Source organism: Nocardia sp. NPDC058640 (assembly GCF_042716995.1).
GTDB lineage: Bacteria > Actinomycetota > Actinomycetes > Mycobacteriales > Mycobacteriaceae > Nocardia.
The window spans coordinates 265,617-286,460 of the sequence record NZ_JBHXRG010000004.1; the positions used below are offsets into that span (position 1 = coordinate 265,617).

The 20,844-nt window shown below is 69.4% G+C and carries 1 protein-coding gene (cut by a window edge); it reads left to right on the forward strand.

Annotation, left to right across the window (positions count from 1 at the left end):
• Positions 1-20,844 carry the beginning of a non-ribosomal peptide synthase/polyketide synthase gene (locus ACFWU5_RS09225; RefSeq protein WP_379266693.1) on the forward strand. It continues 23,418 nt past the right edge of the window, so 20,844 of the gene's 44,262 nt are visible here — the first part of the coding sequence; its start codon is at positions 1-3; its stop codon lies beyond the right edge, outside the window.

Consider the following 20,844-nt stretch of genomic DNA (forward strand, 5'->3'; position numbering starts at 1 on the left):
TTGGACCGGCTGGATTTCGGCGGAAACGGCGAAACTGGTGACGGACGTGGAGACTCTTCGGAGTACTTCCCGCTCTCGCCCGCACAGCTGGGTATCTGGTACGCGCAGCACGTCGACCCACAGGTGCCGATCAACATCGCCCAGTACGTCGACCTGCGTGGACGCCTCGACGTCGCCGCCCTGGAACGGGCGAGCGCCGGCGCGGCATCGGACCTGGAATCGGGCTGGTTGCGCATCGTCGAGGTCGACGGTGAGCCCATGCAGACCGTGGACCCCAGCCAGGACGCGACGCTGATCTATGTCGACGTGCGTGGCGAAGCCGACCCCGAAGCCGCCGCCGCCGCGTGGATGCGCGCCGAGTACAGCCGCCCGCTCGACATCGTCGCCGACCGTCTCGTGCAAGCCGCCGCGCTGCACCTGGCCGACGACCGCTGGTACTGGTATGCCCGCGTGCACCACATCGTGCTCGACGGTTTCGGCGCCAACAACTTCGTCAATCGCACGGCACAGCTCTATACCGCGGAGGTCACCGGCACCCCGGCCCCGCCGAACAAGGCGACCGATCTGCGGGCGCTGTACGAGTCCGAGATCTCCTACCGCGACAGCACCCGGTTCCAGTCCGATAAAGCGCACTGGGCGCAGCGTGTGGCGGGTCTGGAAGAGGGCAGCAGCCTCACCGGCCGCTCGGCCCCGCCCTCGCCGGTCAACGACATCACCAGCGCCGCACTGAACCCGGTACAGGACCAGCTGCTCACCGCGGCGATCGCCCGCCATGACAGCACCGCAGCGCCGTTGCTCATCGCCGGTTTCGCCGCGTATCTGGCCCAGATCACCGGCACCGAAGACGTGATCCTGAGCCTGCCCGTCACCGCCCGCACCACCGCGGTGATGCGACGCTCGGGCGGCGCGACCTCCAACATCGTCCCGCTGCGCCTGCGCGTGGGCCACGACACCACCGTCGCGCAGCTGCTGCGCGCGGTGACTACCGAGGTCTCCGGCGCCCTGCGTCACCAGCGCTACCGCCACGAGGACATCCGTCGCGATTCCGCGGGCGACGGCATGGTCTCCACGGAGTTCTTCGGCCCGTGGGTCAACATCATGCTGTTCGACAATCACCTGCAGTTCGGTGACATGGAGGGCACGCTCAACGTGCTGTCCACGGGCAGCATCGAAGACCTGGGCGTCAACTTCTATCAGTCGCACGGCGGCACCCGCTCGCACATCGACTTCGAGACCAACCCGAACCTGTACTCCGCGACCGAGGCACAGACCCACCACGGCCGGTTCCTCGAGTTCTTCGACCGCTTCCTGGCCGCCGACGCCGAGCTGCCGGTCTGGAGTCTGCCGGTCACCGGTGCGGCCGAGCTGGAACGCTCGCTGACCGAGTGGAACGACGCCGCGCACGAGGTCCCCGCGACCACGCTGCCCGCGCTGCTAGACGCGCAGATCCCGCTCACCCCCGACAACATCGCCTTGGATTTCGAAGGCGAAACCCTCACCTACGCCGAGTTCGCCGCGAAGGTGAACCGCCTGGCCCGTTTCCTGATCGCCGACGGCGTCGGCCCGGAATCGCTTGTCGCCCTTGGCATGCGCCGCTCGCTGGACCTGGTCATCGGCATGCACGCCGTGCTGCGGGCCGGTGGCGCATACGTGCCGATCGACCCCGATCACCCCGCCGATCGCACCGCCTACATCCTCGAGTCCGCGGCACCGGTCTGCGTGCTGACCACCAGCGCAGACGACCTGGACCTGCCCGAAAACGTCGCCCGCGTGGAGATCGATCGACTCGACACGACCGGTTTCGACGCCACACCTGTCACCGATGCCGACCGCCTGTCCCCGCTGCGCCCGGACAACACGGCCTACGTCATCTACACCTCGGGTTCCACCGGCCGCCCCAAGGGCGTCGCGGTCACGCACCACGCGATCGTGAACCAAGAGCTGTGGATGCTGGACGAGTACCAGCTCAGCGCCGATGACGTCTACCTGCAGAAGACCGCCACCACCTTCGACGTGTCGCTGTGGGGTTACTTCCTGCCGCTGATGGTCGGCGCGAAGCTGGTCATCGCCTCGCCGGACGGTCATCGCGATCCGCTGTACGTCGCGGACATGATCGCTCGGCACGGCGTCACCGTGACCGACTTCGTCCCGTCGATGCTGACGGTGTTCGTCTCGCACGCCACACGCGCCCAATGCGCAACGCTGCGTGCGGTTTTCGTCATCGGCGAAGCCCTGCCTCCCGAGACCGCCGCGGGTCTGCGCGCGATCTCCGACGCGGGCCTGCACAACCTCTACGGCCCCACCGAGGCCGCGGTCTCGGTGACCTACTGGGAGGCCACCGAAGCCGACACCACACAGGTGCCGATCGGTATCCCCGAGTGGAATGTCGAAGTCTACGTACTGGATTCGCGCCTGCGCCCGGCCGCGATCGGTGCCCCGGGTGAGCTGTATCTGGCGGGCCGTCAGCTGGCGCGCTGCTACCGCGGCCGCCCCGACCTGACCTCGGATCGCTTCGTCGCCAACCCCGTCGCCAACCCCGGCGAGCGCATGTACCGCACCGGTGACCTGGTGCGCTGGAACGCAAGTGGCGTGCTCGAGTACATCGGCCGCACCGACTTCCAGGTCAAGTTCCGTGGTCAGCGCATCGAGCTCGGCGAGATCGAAACCGACCTGCTCGCGCACCCGACCGTCAGCCAGGCCGCGGTCCTGGTGGTCGACACCGCGACCGGCCAGCAGCTGGTGGCCTACATCGTGCCCGCGCCCGGCCAGTCCGCCGATCCGGCGACGCTGACCCGCTTCGTGTCCGAGAAGCTGCCCGCCTACATGGTGCCCGCGTCGATCATGGTGCTGGACGCCTTCCCGCTCAACACCTCCGGCAAGCTGGACCGTAAGGGCCTGCCCGAACCCGTCTTCACCGCTGCCGCAGGCGATTTCCGTGCCGCGCGGACCCCCGCCGAGCAGATCGTGGCCGGCATCTTCGCCGACGTGCTCAGCCAGGAACGGGTGGGCGCCGACGACAACTTCTTCGAACTGGGCGGCAACTCGCTGGTCGCCACCCAGGTCGTGGCCCGCATCGGCGCCGCCTTCGGCATCCAGCTCGGCGTGCGCGCGCTGTTCGAGACCCCGACCGTGGCCGGGCTGGCCGCGCGGGCCGAATCCGCCACGCCCGCAGAGACTTCCGCTACCCGTCCGGCGCTGGTCGCGCAGCCGCATCCCGAGCGGGTGCCGCTGTCGCTGGCGCAGCAGCGGATGTGGTTCATCAACCAGTTCGATCCCGCCGCGCCCACCTACAACTTGCCGTTCGTGGTGCGGATGAAGGGTCGCGTCGAAGTCGACGCCCTGATCGCCGCGCTCAATGATGTTGTGGTGCGCCAGGAGTCGCTGCGCACGATCTTCCCCGACGCCGACGGCGGCTTCCAGCGGGTGCTGGGCCCCGACGAATTCGACCTCGGCATCACGGTCACCCCGATCGACCAGTCGCTGCTGCAGAACACGCTGATCGACTTCGCGTCGACCGGTTTCGACGTCACCCTCGAACTGCCCATCCGCGTGCAGATCTTCAAGGTCGTCGGTGGAAACACCAACGGCACACCGGAATACGCCGTCGCCTTCGTCGTGCACCACATCGCCGCCGACGGTTTCTCCTTCGGTCCGCTGGCCCGCGACGTCGCCTCGGCCTACCTCGCGCGCGCCGCGGGGGAGTCGCCCGCGTGGGTGCCGCTGCCGATCCAGTACCGCGACTACACCGTGTGGCAGCACGAGCTACTGGGCGCGGAATCCGACCCGGCATCCATCGCCGCCCGCCAGATCGATCACTGGCGTCGTGCCCTCGACGGCCTGCCCGACCAGCTCGACCTGCCCGCGGATCGCATCCGCCCGCAGCGGCAAAGCTTCCGCGGCGCGCAACTGGGCTTCGACATCGACCCCGCGCTGCACGCGGAACTGAACGCACTGGCACGGGCGCAGGGCGTCACGCTGTTCATGGTCATGCACGCCGCCCTTGCGGTGCTGTTGTCGCGACTGTCCAACACCCGCGACATCGCCGTCGGCACGCCGATCGCCGGTCGTGGCGAACAGGCCCTCGACGACGTGATCGGCATGTTCGTCAACACCCTGGTGCTGCGCTCCGACGTGGACCCCGGCCTGTCGTTCGCGGACTTCCTCGCCCGCACCCGCGAGACCGACCTGGCCTCGTTCGGCAACGCCGACGTGCCCTTCGAACGCCTGGTCGACGTGCTCAACCCGACCCGCTCGCAGGCGCGGCACCCGCTGTTCCAGGTGATGCTGTCGTTCCAGGAGATGTCGCACGGCGAACTGGAACTGCCCGGCCTCACCGTCAGTGCCGACGAGCTCGAGGTCGGCATCGCCAAGTTCGACCTGCAGTGGACCATCACCGAACAGCACAGCAGCACCGGCGCACCGCAGGGTCTGGCCGCGGTCGCGCAGTTCGCCACCGATCTGTTCGACGTGGAGACGGTGCAGTCGTTCATCGACCGGCTGATCTCGATCCTGCGGGCGATCACGGTCGACCCCACGGTCGCGGTGGGCGATATCGACCTGCTCGAGGCGCAGGAACGTCGCGATGTGCAGCAGCGGTGGGTGAGCTCGGCGCCCGACGGTGGTACCGGTCGGTTCGCCGACCGCGAGATCACCCTGGTCGACCTGTTCGAGTCCGCGGTCGCGGCGCATCCGCACAATATCGCCGCCCGCTACGGCGCGGAATCACTGACCTACGCCGAGCTCGATCGTCGCGCGAATGCGTTGGCGCGCAAGCTGATCGCCGACGGCGCGGGCCCGGAGTCGCTGGTCGCGGTGATCCTGCCGCGTTCGCTGGACCTGGTCGTCGCGCTGCTCGCGGTGGTCAAGACCGGCGCGGGTTACGTCCCGGTCGACCCGACCTACCCGGCCGAGCGCATCGCGTACGTGCTCGAGGACTCGCGCCCGACCAGCGTGGTCATCGACGCCGACACCGAGGTCGAGCTGTCCGACGACCTGCCCGTGCTGGTGCTGCGCGACTTCGACGATGTCGACGACGCCCCGATCACCGACGCCGACCGCCTGGCCCCGCTGTCGCCGGACAACGTCGCCTACGTCATCTACACCTCCGGCTCGACCGGCCGCCCCAAGGGTGTCGCCGTCGCGCACCGCAATGTGGTGCGCCTGTTCGCCAACACCGACCGCGACTTCGGTTTCGGACCCGACGATGTGTGGACGCTGTTCCACTCCTACGCCTTCGACTTCTCGGTGTGGGAACTGTGGGGCCCGCTGCTGTTCGGCGGCACCGTCGTGGTGGTCGACTACTTCACCTCCCGTTCGCCCGAGCAGTTCCTCGACCTGCTGCGGACCGAGCGGGTCACCGTGCTCAACCAGACGCCGTCGGCGTTCTACCAACTCGCCGAAGCCGACCGCAACGCCGGATCCACGGCCGCCCCGCTGGCCCTGCGCTACGTCGTGTTCGGTGGTGAGGCGCTCGAGCTGCGCCGCCTGTCCGACTGGGTGAGCAGGCACGGCGACGGCCACGGCCCCGACGCCACCGGTCCGATGCTGGTCAACATGTACGGCATCACCGAGACCACGGTGCACGTGTCCTACCGTGCGCTGGACGCGGACACCATCGGCGCGGCCTCGGGCTCGATCGTGGGTCGCGCGATCGCCGGACTCAGTGTGTACGTGCTGGATTCGCGACTGCGGCCGGTGCCGGTCGGTGTCGCGGGCGAGATGTATGTGGCGGGTCCGCAGCTGGCCCGCGGCTACCTCGGTCGCCCCGATCTGACCGCGACCAGGTTCGTCGCGAGCCCGATGGGCGACGGCGCGCGGCTGTACCGTTCCGGCGACCTCGCGCGCTGGAACCGCTTCGGCGAACTGGAATACCTCGGCCGCGCCGACGACCAGGTCAAGGTGCGTGGTTTCCGCATCGAACTCGGTGAGATCGAAGCCGCCGTGCTCGCGGTGCCCGGCATCTCCCAAGCCGCGGTCATCGTGCGCGAGGATCAGCCCGGCGGCCAGCGGATCGTGGCGTACGTCGTGGCCGATGAGGGCAGGCTCGATCTCGACGAGGTCCGCCAGTCCGCCGCCGAACAGCTCCCGGCGTACATGGTGCCGTCGGCCTTCGTGCAGATCGACACCGTCCCGCTGACCGTCAACGGCAAGCTGGATCGCCGTGCGCTGCCCGCGCCGGTGTTCGAGGTGCGCGAATTCCGTGCTCCCACCACGCCGATCGAGCAGATCGTGGCGCAGATCTTCGCCGACGTGCTCGGTGTGCCGCGCATCGGCGTGGACGACGACTTCTTCGAACTGGGCGGCAACTCGCTCATCGCGACCCAGGTGGTCTCGCGCGTGGGCATCGCCCTGGACACGCGTGTTCCGGTCCGGATGCTGTTCGAGGCGTCCACGGTCGCGGCGCTGGCCGCGCGGGTGGAGTCGCAGGCCGGCGACGGTGCGCACAAGGCGTTGGTCGCGCGCGAACGCCCCGATCGGGTGCCGCTGTCGCTGGCGCAGCAGCGCATGTGGTTCCTCAACCGCTTCGACACCGCCTCGGCGGTCAACAACATCCCCGTCGCGATCCGGCTGTCCGGTGACCTGGACGTGGCCGCGCTGCAGGTCGCGGTCATCGACGTCATCGACCGGCACGAGTCGCTGCGCACGGTGTTCCCCGACTCCGGCAACGGTCCCGTGCAGGTGGTTCTGGACGCCGCGCAGATCGTGCCCGACCTCACCCCGTACCGGGTCACCGAGGAAAACCTCATCGATCACCTGATCGATCTGGCCTCGATGGCGTTCGACGTGACCAGCGAAGTGCCGTTGCACGCACGGCTTTTCGAGGTGTCGGAGTCCGAGTACGTGCTCGGCATGGTGGTGCACCACATCTCCGCCGACGGCTGGTCGATGTCGCCGCTGTCGCGCGACGTGATCATGGCCTACGCCGCGCGCACCTCGTGGGAGGCGCCGACCTGGGCCGAATTGCCGGTCCAGTACGCCGATTACGCGCTGTGGCAGCGTGAGGTCCTCGGCTCGGAATCCGATCCGAAGTCGCTGATCTCCTCCGAGATCGCCTACTGGGCAAAAGAACTCGCGGATCTGCCCGACGAGCTCGTGCTGCCCGCCGATCACCCGCGTCCGCCCGCCGCCTCCTACCGTGGCGGCACGTACAGCTTCGTGATCGCCGGCGAAACCCAGCGCGCCCTGGTCGAATTGGGTCGCCGCTACAACGCCTCGCTGTTCATGGTCATGCACAGCGCGCTGGCCGTGCTGCTCGCGCGCGCCAGCGGCACCACCGACATCGCGATCGGCACCCCGGTCGCAGGCCGTGGTGACCAGGCCCTGGACGACCTGGTCGGCATGTTCGTCAACACCCTGGTGTTGCGCTCGCAGGTCGAGGGCGCCACCCCGTTCGCGACCCTGCTCGACCAGGCCCGCGAGACCGACCTGCAGGCCTTCGCGCACGCCGACGTGCCCTTCGAGCGCCTGGTCGAGGTGCTCAACCCGGCTCGTTCGCAGGCCCGCCACCCGCTGTTCCAGGTGATGCTGTCGTTCCAGAACAACAAGCAGGCCTCGCTGCAGCTGCCCGGCCTCGCCGTGAGCGGCATCGATTACGACCCGCAGCTGGCCAAGTTCGACCTGCAGCTCACGCTGACCGAGGTGCAGGACACCGACGGTGAAGTCGGCGGCATGGCGGCCGAGTTCTCCTATGCGCTGGACCTTTTCGAGGAACCCACGATCGCCGCGTTCGCGCGCAGGCTCGACAACATCTTCGCCGCGATCGTGGCCGATCCCGAGGTGTTCGTCGGCGATATCGACCTGCTCGCGCCCGAGGAGCACGCACAGGTCCTGGTCGACTGGAACGACACCGCGCACGCGGTGCCGCACGCCACCCTGGTGTCGCTGTTCGACGCGCAGGTGCAGCGCACCCCCGACGCCGTGGCCCTGGTCTTCGACAACGAGGAACTGTCCTACCGCGAGCTGCAGGAGCGTGCCAACCGCATCGCCCGCCGCCTGATCGCCGACGGCATCGGCCCCGGCGACCATGTGGCACTGGCGATTCGGCGTTCCACCGAACTGGTCGTGGCCATGTACGCGGTGCTGCAGACCGGCGCCGCCTACGTGCCGCTGGACCCGGATCAGCCCGCCGATCGCATCGGCCACATCATCGAGACCGCGCAGCCGCGACTGGTGCTCACCAGCCGTCGCGACGGTTTCTCCGCCGACGGTGTCACCGTGCACGCGGTGGAGAACATCGAATCGCCCGCCGAGTTCAGTGGCGCGCCGATCACCGATGCCGAACGCGTGCAACCGATTCGGGCCACCAACACCGCCTACGTGATCTTCACGTCGGGCTCGACCGGTCGCCCCAAGGGTGTGGCGGTCGACCACGCCGCGATCGTGAACCGCCTGCTGTGGATGCAGCACGAGTACCCGATCGACGCCGCCGACGCCGTGCTGCAGAAGACCCCCGCCACCTTCGACGTGTCGGTGTGGGAGTTCTTCTGGCCCTTGCAGACCGGCGCCCGCCTGGTGGTGGCCAAGCCCGACGGCCACCGCGACCCGGTGTACCTGGCCCAGATCATCGCCGAACGCGGCATCACCACCGCGCACTTCGTGCCCTCGATGCTGTCGGTGTTCGTGTCCACGCTGGGCACCAACGGCAACGGCACCGCCGTGCGCCTGCGCCAGGTGTTCGCCTCCGGTGAGGCGCTGCCCGCGCCGACCGCGCAGCGCCTGCGCGAGCTGACCGGCGCGCGCCTGCACAACCTGTACGGCCCCACCGAAGCCGCGGTCGACGTGACCTATCACGAGGTCACCGACGCCGACACCGAGTCGGTGCCGATCGGCCGCCCGGTGTGGAACACCCGTGTGTTCGTGCTGGATTCGCGTCTGCATCCGGTGGCCCCCGGTGTCGCGGGAGAGCTCTATCTCGCGGGCGATCAGCTGGCCGTGGGTTACCTCAACCGCGCCGACCTCACCGCCGACCGCTTCGTGGCCAACCCGTACGGCGCGGCCGGTTCGCGCATGTACCGCACCGGCGACCTCGTCACGTGGTCCTCGGTCTCCGACGGCTCGGGCCTGACCTACGGTGAACTGAACTACTTGGGCCGCACCGACTTCCAGGTGAAGCTGCGCGGTCTGCGCATCGAACTCGGCGAGATCGAAGCGACCCTGCTGGCTCAGCCGGGCGTCGCGCAGTCGGTCGTGGTCGTGCGCTCGGACCCGCACTCCGGTGACCAGCTCGTGGGTTACGTTGCGCCCGAAGCGGATACGGTGCTCGACGTGGCCGCCGTGAAGGCCGGCATCACCGCGGAACTGCCCGCCTACATGGTGCCCGCGGCACTGGTGGTGCTGGATGTGTTCCCGCTCAACGCTTCCGGCAAGCTCGACCGCAAGGCGCTGCCCGCGCCGGTGTTCGAAGCCAAGATGTTCCGTGCGCCCTCCACGCCGATCGAGGAGATCGTCGCCGAGATCTTCGCCGACCTGCTCGGTGCCGAACGCGTCGGCGTCGACGACGACTTCTTCGCCCTCGGCGGCAACTCGCTGGTGGCCACCCAGGTCGCCGCACGCCTGAGCAAGGCCCTGGACGCCGAGGTCGGCGTGCGTACCCTGTTCGAAGCGCCGACGGTCGGCGCACTGGCCGCACGCGTGGAATCGCACGCGGGCACCGGTCTGCGCGCCGAGCTCACCGCCGGGCCGCGTCCCGAGCAGCCGCCGCTGTCGCTGGCGCAGCAGCGCATGTGGTTCCTGAACCGCTTCGACGTCGCCGATACCGGCACCTACAACATCCCGGTCGCGGTCCGCCTGCAGGGCCTGCTCGACCTACCCGCTCTGCGCGGCGCGGTCGCCGACGTGATCGCCCGCCACGAAACCCTGCGCACGATCTACCCGGTGTTCGTCGCGCCGGAGTCCGCGCGCGCCACCATGCCCGACGGCACCCCCTTCCAGAAGGTGCTGTCCGCCGCCGCCTCGATTCCCGACGTGGAACTCATCGAGGCCGACGAAACCGACATGGCGTCCTCGCTCTACGAGTTCGCCCGCCGCGGTTTCGACGTCACCGCCAATGCCCCTGTGCGCCTTCGTGTCTACGAGCTCAGCGAACGCGAACACGTGCTGGTGATGGTGGTCCACCACATCGCCGCCGACGGTTTCTCGCTGCGCCCGCTGGTGCGCGACCTGATGACCGCCTACGTGGCCCGCACCGCCAACACCGAACCCGGCTGGCCGCCGCTGGCCGTGCAGTACGTGGACTACGCGCTGTGGCAGCGCGAAATCCTCGGCGACGAAGCCGACCCGACCTCGCTGATCTCCGAACAGCTCGACCACTGGCGCGGCGCGCTGGCCGACCTGCCCGACGAACTGCGACTGGGCTACAAGTCGCGGCCCGCACAGCCCAGCTACCAGGCGGGCACGCACCGCTTCGAACTCCCGGGCGAGCTCGTGGAGGCACTGAACCAGGTCGCCCACGACCACAGCACCACCCTGTTCATGGTGGTGCACAGCGCGTTCGCCGTGCTGCTGTCGCGCCTGTCGGGCACCGACGACATCGCCATCGGCACCCCCGTCGCCGGTCGCGGCCAGCAGGCACTCGACGACCTGGTCGGCATGTTCGTCAACACCCTGGTGTTGCGCGCGCAGGTCGACCCGGCCGCCACCTTCACCGAACTGCTCGGCCAGGTCCGCGAACACGACCTGGCCGCGTTCGCGCACGCCGACGTGCCGTTCGAGCGCCTCGTCGAGGTGCTCAACCCAGCCCGCTCGCAGTCGCGGCACCCGCTGTTCCAGGTGATGCTGTCGTTCCAGAACCTGGGCCGCACCACCCTGGAACTGCCCGGACTCACGGTCTCCGAGCTGGGCATCGACCAGCACATGGCCAAGTTCGACCTGCAGCTCGCGCTCAGCGAAGTCCCCGACGACAGCCACATGGAAGCCGAACTGGTCTACGCCACAGACCTTTTCGACGCCGAGTTCGCCGCGAAGTTCGGTGCCCGCCTGCTGCGCGTGCTCACCGCCATCGTCGTGGACCCCGCAGCCCCCGTCGGTGACATCGAACTCCTGGATACCGCCGAACGTTCGCTGGTGCTCGACCGCTGGAACGACACCGAATTCGCCGTCGACGCCGCGCTGAGCACCCCCAGCGACGACGACCCGGCCACCCTGCACGCCCTGTTCGAAGCCCAGGTCGCGCGCACCCCCGACGCGATCGCGCTCACGTTCGAGGGGACGAGTCTGTCCTACGCCGAGTTCGCGGGCAGGGTGCGTCAGCTGGCGCGCTGGCTCAAAGACGCCGGTGTCGGCCCGGAATCGTATGTGGCCCTTGGCATGCGGCGCTCGATCGACCTGCTGGTCGGCATGTACGCCGTCTCCGCCGCCGGTGGCGCCTACGTGCCGCTCGACCCCGATCACCCGGCCGAGCGCATCGAGCACATCCTCGACACCGCGCAGCCGGTCTGCGTACTGACCTCCGGCGAGAGCCTGCCCGCCGCCGCCGGTCGCGAAGTGCGCATCGACCAGCTCGACCTGTCCGGTCACTCGACCGAGCCGGTCACCGACGCCGACCGGCACCGCCCGCTGCGCTCGGACAACACCGCCTACATCATCTTCACCTCCGGCTCCACCGGTCGCCCCAAGGGCGTCGCGGTCAGCCACGCGGCCATCGTCAACCGCCTGGTGTGGATGCACGCCGCCTACGGCCTCGCCGCCGACGACGTGGTGCTGCAGAAGACCCCCGCCACCTTCGACGTGTCGGTCTGGGAGTTCTTCTGGCCCTTGCAAGTCGGTGCGCGCCTGGTCGTGGCCAAGCCGGACGGGCATCGCGACCCGGCCTACCTGGCCCGGCTGATCGCGGCCGAGCAGGTCACCACGGTGCACTTCGTGCCGTCGATGATGGCCGTGTTCGTCACCGAACCGCTTGCCGCCGACTGTGTTTCGCTGCGTAACGTCTTCGCCTCCGGTGAAGGCCTGCCCGCGCCGACCGCGCAGCGTCTGCGTGAGCTGACCGGCGCCGCACTGCACAACCTGTACGGCCCCACCGAAGCCGCCGTCGACGTGACCTATCACGAGGTCACCGACGCCGACACCGAGACGGTGCCGATCGGTGCCCCGGTGTTCAATACCCGTCTGTACGTGCTCGATTCGCGACTGCGCCCCGTTCCCGTGGGTGTCGCGGGTGAGCTCTACCTAGCGGGCGTGCAGCTGGCCCACGGCTATGTGGGCCGCGCCGACCTGACCATGGACCGCTTCGTCGCCGACCCGTTCGTGCTCGGCGAGCGCATGTACCGCACCGGTGACCTCGTCACCTGGACCGCGGACGGCGAGCTGGAGTACTTGGGCCGCACCGACTTCCAGGTGAAGTTGCGCGGTCTGCGCATCGAGCTCGGCGAGATCGAGTCCGCTTTGACGGCGCTGCCGGAGATCGCCCAGTCGGTGGTCGTGGTGCGTGCCGACGAGCACACCGGCGATCAGCTGGTCGCCTACGTCATCCCGGCCACCGGCGCCACCGTCGACACCGACGCGGTCAAGCTGGCCCTCGGCACCGAACTGCCCGTGTACATGGTGCCCGCGGCCTATGTCGTGCTGAATGCGTTCCCGCTCAACGCTTCCGGCAAGCTCGACCGTAAGGCGCTGCCGTCGCCGGTGTTCGCCGTGCGCGCGTTCCAGGCCCCGGTCACGCCGGTGCAGCAGATCGTGGCCGCCACCTTCGCCGAGGTGCTGGGTGCCGGTCAGGTCGGTCTCGACGACGACTTCTTCGAACTCGGCGGCAACTCGCTGATCGCCACTCGGGTCGCCGCGCGGCTGTCCGAGGCACTGGACACCCAGGTGCCGTTGCGCGCGCTGTTCGAAGCATCGACCGTGGCCGCGCTGGCCGCCCGCGTGGAAACGCACACCGGTCGCGGCGGACGCGTTCCCCTCGCGCCGCGCCCGCGTCCCGAACTGGTGCCGCTGTCGCAGGCCCAGCAGCGGATGTGGTTCCTCAACCGCTTCGACAACCGCACCGCCGTCAACAACATCCCGGTCGCGATCCGCCTCACCGGCGACCTCGACGTCGCCGCGCTGGAAGCGGCCATCGCCGATGTGGTGGCCCGGCACGAGTCGCTGCGCACCTTCTACCCGGCCGCGGACTTCACCGCGGGCGCGGTCGAAGAGGGCGCCGGTTACCAGCAGGTCCTGCCCGCCGACGAGGTCCGCTTCGCTCTGCCCGCCCAGCCGGTCGCCGCGAGCGATGTGGTCGCGCGCGTGATCGAACTGGCGAGCGTGCACTTCGACGTGACCCGTGAAATCCCGTTCCGCGCAAGCCTTCTGCGCGTCGACGACCGCACCCACGTGGCCGTGCTCGTCATGCACCACATCAGCGGTGACGGCTTCTCGCTGCGTCCGCTGCTGCGCGATGTCGTCATCGCCTACACCGAGCGCACCCGAGGCGAGATCCCCGCCTGGGCGCCCCTCGAGGTCCAGTACGCCGACTACACCCTGTGGCAGCGCGAAGTTCTCGGCGAAGAGTCCGATCCCGAGTCGGTCGCCGCGAGCCAGCTCGCCTACTGGACCGAGCAGCTGCGCGACCTGCCCGACCAGATCGAACTGCCCGCCGACCGCCCGCGCCCCGAGGTCGCCACCAATGCCGGTGACCTGCACCGCTTCTCGGTCGACGCGCAACTGCACCACGCGCTGACCGAGATCGCCCGCGCGCGCGGCGTCACCCTGTTCATGGTGATGCACGCGGCACTGGCCACCTGGGCCGCGCGCCTGTCCAACAGCACCGACATCGCCATCGGCACCCCCATCGCGGGCCGTGGCGAGCGCACCCTCGACGACCTGGTCGGCATGTTCGTCAACACCCTGGTGCTGCGCAGCGAGGTCGACTCGAGCGCCAGCTTCAGCGACCTGCTCGACCAGATCCGCAAGGTGGACCTGTCCGCCTTCGCCAACGCCGACGTGCCCTTCGAGCGCCTGGTCGACGTGCTCAGCCCCGCCCGCTCGCAGGCACACCACCCGCTGTTCCAGGTCGCGCTGACCTTCGAAGCGGCCACCGCCGCCGACACCGGCACCATCGCGCTGCCGGGTCTAGACCTCGATGTCGTCGACTTCGATCCCGGCACAGCGAAATTCGACGTGCAGCTCACCGTCGGCGAAGCAGCCGATGGCTCCCTCGCGCTGTCGTGGAACTACGCCACCGATCTGTTCGACGTCGAAACCGTCGCCGCCTTCGGTGACCGCCTCGTGCGCATCCTGCGCAGCGTCGCCGAGAACCCCGACGTGATCGTCGGCGACATCGACCTGCTCGGCGAGGCCGAACAGCGCGACGTCGCCCAGCGCTGGGTGTCCTCGGGCGCCGACGCCATCGGCCTGCCGGTCATCCACGACGCCAGCACCCCCGCCGGCTACCGGCGCGGCCTGTTCGGCAACAAGCACACCACCCTGGTCGACCTGTTCGACGCGGCGGCGCAGGCCTACCCGGACCGCATCGCCGCCAAGTTCGGTGTCGAATCGCTGACCTACGCCGAACTCGATCGTCGCGCGAATGTGTTGGCGCGCAGGCTCATCGACGACGGCGCTGGCCCGGAATCGCTGGTCGCGGTGATCCTGCCGCGCTCGCTGGACCTGGTCGTGGCGTTGCTCGCGGTGGTCAAGACCGGTGCCGGTTACGTGCCGGTCGACCCGACCTACCCGGCCGAGCGCATCGCCTACGTCCTGGAAGACTCGCGTCCCACCAGCGTCGTGCTCGACTCCACGGTCCAGGTGACCGTGCCCGAGCACCTGCCCTCAGTGATCCTGGACGGCTTCGCGGTGGAAACCGGCAATGTCGAAGACGCCGACGACGCCCCGATCACCGACGCCGATCGTCTCGCGCCGCTGTCGCCCGACAACGTCGCCTACGTCATCTACACCTCCGGCTCGACCGGCCGCCCCAAGGGCGTCGCGGTCGCGCACCGCAATGTGGTGCGCCTGTTCGCCAACACCGACCGCGACTTCGGCTTCGGCCCGCGCGACGTGTGGACGCTGTTCCACTCCTACGCCTTCGACTTCTCGGTCTGGGAACTGTGGGGACCGCTGCTGTTCGGTGGCGAGTTGATCGTGGTCGACTACTACACCTCGCGCTCGCCCGAACAGTTCCTGGAACTGCTGCGGGTGGAGCAGGTGACGGTGCTCAACCAGACGCCGTCGGCGTTCTACCAGCTGGCCGAGGCCGACCGGAATGCCGGACCGGGCCTCGAGCCCCTCGCGCTGCGCTACGTCGTGTTCGGTGGCGAGGCCCTCGAACTGCGCCGCCTGTCGGATTGGGTTGCGCGCCACGGCGACAGCTCGCCGACGCTGGTCAACATGTACGGCATCACCGAGACCACGGTGCACGTGTCGTTCCGTGCGCTCGATGCGAAAACCATTGCGGCCGCGGCCGGTTCGGTCGTCGGCCGGGCCATCGCGGGCCTCGGCGTGTACGTGCTGGACAACCGGTTGCGTCCGGTGCCGGTGGGTGTCGCGGGCGAAATGTACGTCGCCGGACCGCAGTTGGCGCGCGGCTACCTCGGCCGCCCCGACCTGACCGCCACCCGCTTCGTCGCCAACCCCCTCGCGGGTCCGAACCAGGGCGGCTCGCGCCTGTACCGCTCCGGCGACCTCGCGCGCTGGAACCGTTTCGGCGAACTCGAATACCTCGGCCGCGCCGACGACCAGGTCAAGGTCCGCGGCTTCCGTATCGAACTCGGTGAGATCGAAGCCGCCGTGCTGGCCCAGCCGGGCATCGCCCAGGCAGCCGTCATCGTGCGCGAGGATCAGCCGGGTGACCAGCGGATCGTCGCCTACGTGGTCGCCGAGGGCGAACTCGAACCCGACCTCGAAACCATCCGCAGCGGCGCCGCCGAACAGCTGCCCGCCTACATGGTTCCCGCCGCGCTCGTGCGGCTCGAGTGGATCCCGCTGACCGTCAACGGCAAGCTCGATCGCCGTGCGCTGCCCGCCCCCGCGGTGCAGGCGCGCGCCTTCCGCGCGCCCGTCACACCCGTGCAGGAAACCGTCGCCGCGGTCTTCGCCGACGTGCTCGGCCTGGACCGGGTCGGCGTCGACGACGACTTCTTCGACCTCGGCGGCAACTCGCTCATCGCCACCCGCGTGGTCGCCCGCATCGGCGCGGCACTGGGCACCACGGTTCCCGTACGCGCGCTGTTCGAGGCCTCCACCGTGGAAGCCCTTGCGGCACGGGTGGAATCGCACACCGGCGGCACCGCCCGCGCGGCGCTGGTCGCCCGCGAACGCGCCGACGGTGAACTGGTACCGCTGTCGTTCGCGCAGCAGCGCATGTGGTTCCTCAACAAGTACGACACCACGTCCGCGGCCTACAACCTGCCTGTCGCGATCCGCCTCACCGGCGAACTCGACACCGAGGCACTGTCTTTGGCCCTGGCCGACCTGGTCCGCAGGCACGAATCGCTGCGCACCCGCTACCCCGAACACGGTGGCACCCCGGTGCAGCAGATCGTTGCGGCGGAACGCATTTCGCTGGACCTGCGCCCGATCGCGATCGCGCAGGACGAGCTGTTCGCCACCGTCACCGAGTTCGTGTCCACCGGTTTCGATGTGGCCGAACAGGTTCCGATGCGCGCGCGCCTGTTCAAGGTGAACGGGGTCGACGAGCACGTGCTCGTCGTCGTGGTCCACCACATCGCCGCCGACGGATTCTCCATCGCGCCGCTGACCCGCGACGTGATGCGCGCCTACACCGCCCGCGCCCAGGGCACCGCCCCCGGCTGGGCACCCCTGCCCGTCCAGTACGCCGACTTCGCCATCTGGCAGCGCGCGGTCCTTGGCACCGAGGACGACACCGACTCGCTCATGTCGCGCCAGGTCGGCTACTGGCAGACCCAGCTCGCCGGTGTCCCCGACGAACTGACCCTGCCGTTCGACCGCCCCCGCCCGGCCATCGCCTCGCACATCGGCGCCAGCGTGCACCGCGAACTCTCGCCCGAGCTGATCGCCAAACTCGACGAGGTCGCCCGCCGCCAGGGCGCATCGCTGTTCATGGTCATGCACACCGCGCTGTCGGTCCTGCTGTCCCGCCTGTCGGGCTCCGACGACATCGCCATCGGCACCCCCATCGCGGGCCGCGGCGAGCAGGCCCTCGACGACCTGGTCGGCATGTTCGTCAACACCCTGGTCCTGCGCACCGGCGTGCGCCCGGCCGACTCCTTCACCGACCTGCTGGAACAGGCCCGCATCGCCGACCTCGACGCCTTCGGCAACGCCGACGTCCCGTTCGAGCGCCTGGTGGAACTGCTGGCCCCCGAGCGCTCGCAGTCGCGCAACCCGCTGTTCCAGGTGATGCTGGCCTTCCAGAACCTGGACCGCACCACCCTCGAACTGCCCGGCCTCGCCGTCTCCGCGCTCGACCTCGAGGAGAGCGTCGCCCGCTTCGACCTGCAGTTCACGCTGTCCGAGCTGGGCGAACCCGGCCACGGCGGCATGGCGCTGGCACTGAACTACGCCACCGAACTCTTCGACGAGGACACCGTCGCCGGCATCGCCGTGCGCTGGCAGCGTGTCCTGGAAGCGATCGCCGCCGACGCCACGATCCCGGTCGGCGCGATCGACGTGCTCGACGCCGCCGAGCGTTCCGACCTGGTGTTCCGGGTCGGCGAACCGCCGGTGCCCGCCCGCACCCTGCGCAACCTCCTGGCCGCGGCCGTCGCCCAGAACCCGACCGGCGATGCCGTGGTGTTCCAGGGGACAGCTGTGTCCTACGCGGAGCTCGACGAACGCTCGAACCGGTTGGCGCGCTTGCTGATCGCCGAAGGGATCGGCGCCGAAGACCTCGTCGCCATCGGTGTGCCGCGATCGGCCGACTCGGTGCTGGCCGCGTGGGCTGTCGCCAAGACCGGTGCGGCTTTCGTTCCGGTCGACCCGACCTACCCGGCCGACCGCATCGCCCACATGGTCACCGACTCCGGTTCGCCGCTGGGCATCACCGTCGCGTCGGTGCTGGGCGGACTGCCCGACATCGCCTCGGCCGGGTCGACCGCAGATGCTCCCGCGTCCGGTTGGCTCGTGCTGGACGAACTCGATCTCGCTCGCTTCGACGGTGGCCCGATCGCCGACTCGGAACTGGTCCGCCAGACCAGCCCCGAACAGCCCGCCTACGTCATCTACACCTCCGGCTCCACCGGCGTCCCCAAGGGCGTCGTAGTCACCCACGCCGGTCTCGCCAACTTCGGCGAAGAACAGGCCAAGCGTTACGGCCTCGACTCCGCAACGCGCGCACTGCATTTCGCGTCCCCCTCGTTCGACGCCTCGATCCTGGAACTGCTGCTGGCCCTGGCCCGCGGCGGCACCCTGGTCGTCGTCCCGCCGGGCGTCTACGGCGGCGACGAACTGTCCGAACTGATCCGCACCGAGCAGGTCACCCACGCCTTCATCACCCCCGCCGCGCTGGCCACCTTCGACCCCAGCGGCCTCGACTCCCTGCGCGTCCTGGTCGCCGGTGGTGAAGCGGTCCCCGCGGACTTGGTGTCGAAGTGGGCAGTTCCCCTGGAAGACGGCACAACTCGCGCCTTCCACAACGGCTACGGCCCTACCGAAACCACGATCATGACCAACATCAGCGCCGCGCTGGTGCCGGGCGAGCTGGTCACCATCGGTGGACCCACGCGCGGCATGCGGTCGCTGATCCTGGACGCCCAGCTCCAGCCCGTTCCGGTGGGTGTCGCAGGTGAGCTCTACCTGTCGGGCATCCAGCTGGCCCGTGGCTACCACGCCCGCGCCGGCCTCACCGCCGACCGGTTCGTCGCCGACCCGTTCCTGCCGGGGGAGCGGATGTACCGCACCGGTGACGTCGTGCGCTGGACCGCCGACCGCACCGTCGAATACGTCGGCCGCTCCGACTTCCAGGTCAAGATCCGCGGCTTCCGCATCGAACTGGGCGAGATCGACTCCGCCCTCGCCGCGCACGACACCGTCGACTTCGCCACCACCGTCGGCCACAAGAGCACCGCGGGCGCCGTCTCGCTGGTCGCGTATGTGGTTGCCGCACCGGGTCATTCGATCGACATCGCCGCTCTGACCGCGCACGTCGAGGACCGACTGCCCGCGTACATGGTGCCGTCGTCGATCATGGTGATCGACCATGTGCCGCTGACTCCGGTCGGCAAGCTCGACCGAAAAGCATTGCCGGAACCAGTGTTTGCCACCGAGGTCACCTTCCGTGCCGCGCGCAATCCGATCGAACAGACCATCGCCGAAGTCTTCGCCGAGGTCCTCGGGGTGGAGCGCGTGGGTGTCGACGATTCGTTCTTCGCCCTCGGCGGCGACTCGATCGTCTCCATCCAGCTCGTCTCCCGCGCCAAGGCACGCGGCGTGCTGTTCTCCCCGCGCAACGTCTTCGAACAGCGCACCGTCGCCGGACTCGCCTCGGTCGCCGAAACCGCCGATGTCGCAGCAGCTTCCGCGATCACCCTCGCCGAACTGCCCGGTGGTGGCGTCGGCGACATGCCGCTGACCCCGGTCGTCCGCTTCATGGCCGAGCGGGCCGGTTCGTACAACCGGTTCAACCAGACCATGGCACTGGAACTGCCGGTCGGCATCGACCGCGCGGGCATCGCCGCCACCGTCGGCGCGGTCATCGACCGCCACGACATGCTGCGCTCGCGCCTGCACCAGGTCGACGGCCGCTGGGTCGTCACCACCGCCCCCACCGGCACCGTCGACGCCACCGAGCTGATCGACCGCACTGTTTTCGACCCGAACGTCTCCGATGACGAACTGGTCGAAATCGCCTCGGCCGCACTGGATGCCAGCCTCGACCGCCTCGATCCGGCCAACGGCATCGTCGTGCGCTTCGTCTGGCTGGAACCGGATGTCGCGTCCTCTCGCGCAGGTCGCCTGATCGTCGTCGCCCACCACCTCGTGGTCGACGGTGTTTCGTGGCGCATCCTCGTGCCCGACTTCGTGTCCGCGTGGGGTCAGCTCTCTTCGGGCCAGCAGCCCGAACTCGGCGCCCCCGCCACCTCCATGCGCGCCTGGGCGCACGCACTGGCCGACGAGGCGCGCAGCACCGACCGCGCCGCCGAGCTGGACTTCTGGCGTGCGGTTGTCGAAACCCCGGACCCGCTGCTCACCGAGCGGCCGATTGACCCCGCGGTCGACGTCTCCGGTGTCGTGGAGAAGCTGCCGGTCGAGGTGTCCGCCGAGGTCACCAAGGCCCTGCTCACCACCGTTCCCGCCCTGTTCCACGGCGGCGTCAACGACGGCCTGCTCACCGCGCTGGCCCTCGCGGCGGCGAAGTGGCGCTCCACCCGCACCGGCGCGCTCGGCAACGGCCGCCGCACCGACGCGGACAACGACGCCCTGCTCGTGCGCCTCGAAGGCCACGGCCGTGAGGAAGAGGTCGCGCCCGGCGCCGACCTGTCCCGCACCGTCGGCTGGTTCACCGCCATCTTCCCGGTCCGCCTCGACCTGGCAGGCATCGACATCGACGCCGCCCTCGCCGGTGGCCCCGCACTGGGCCAGGCCGTCAAGGCCGTCAAGGAACAGCTGCTTGCGGTGCCAGACAAGGGCATCGGCTACGGCCTGCTCCGCTACATGAACGCCGAGACCGCCGCCGAACTGCCCACCCAGCTCCCCGGCCAGATCAGCTTCAACTACCTGGGCCGCGTCGCCGACAGCGATGTCCCCGACGCCCTGCGCGGCTTCGGCTGGATCCCCGCACCCGAGCTCGCTGCCCTCGGCGGCGCCTACGACGCCGACATGCCCGCCATGGCACCCCTCGACGTCAACGCGATCGTCGTCGGCGACAAGCTCAGCGCCAATATCGGCTACCCGAGCACCCTGCTCGCCGAAGCCGAGGTCCGCGAATTCGCCGACCTGTGGATCACCGCACTG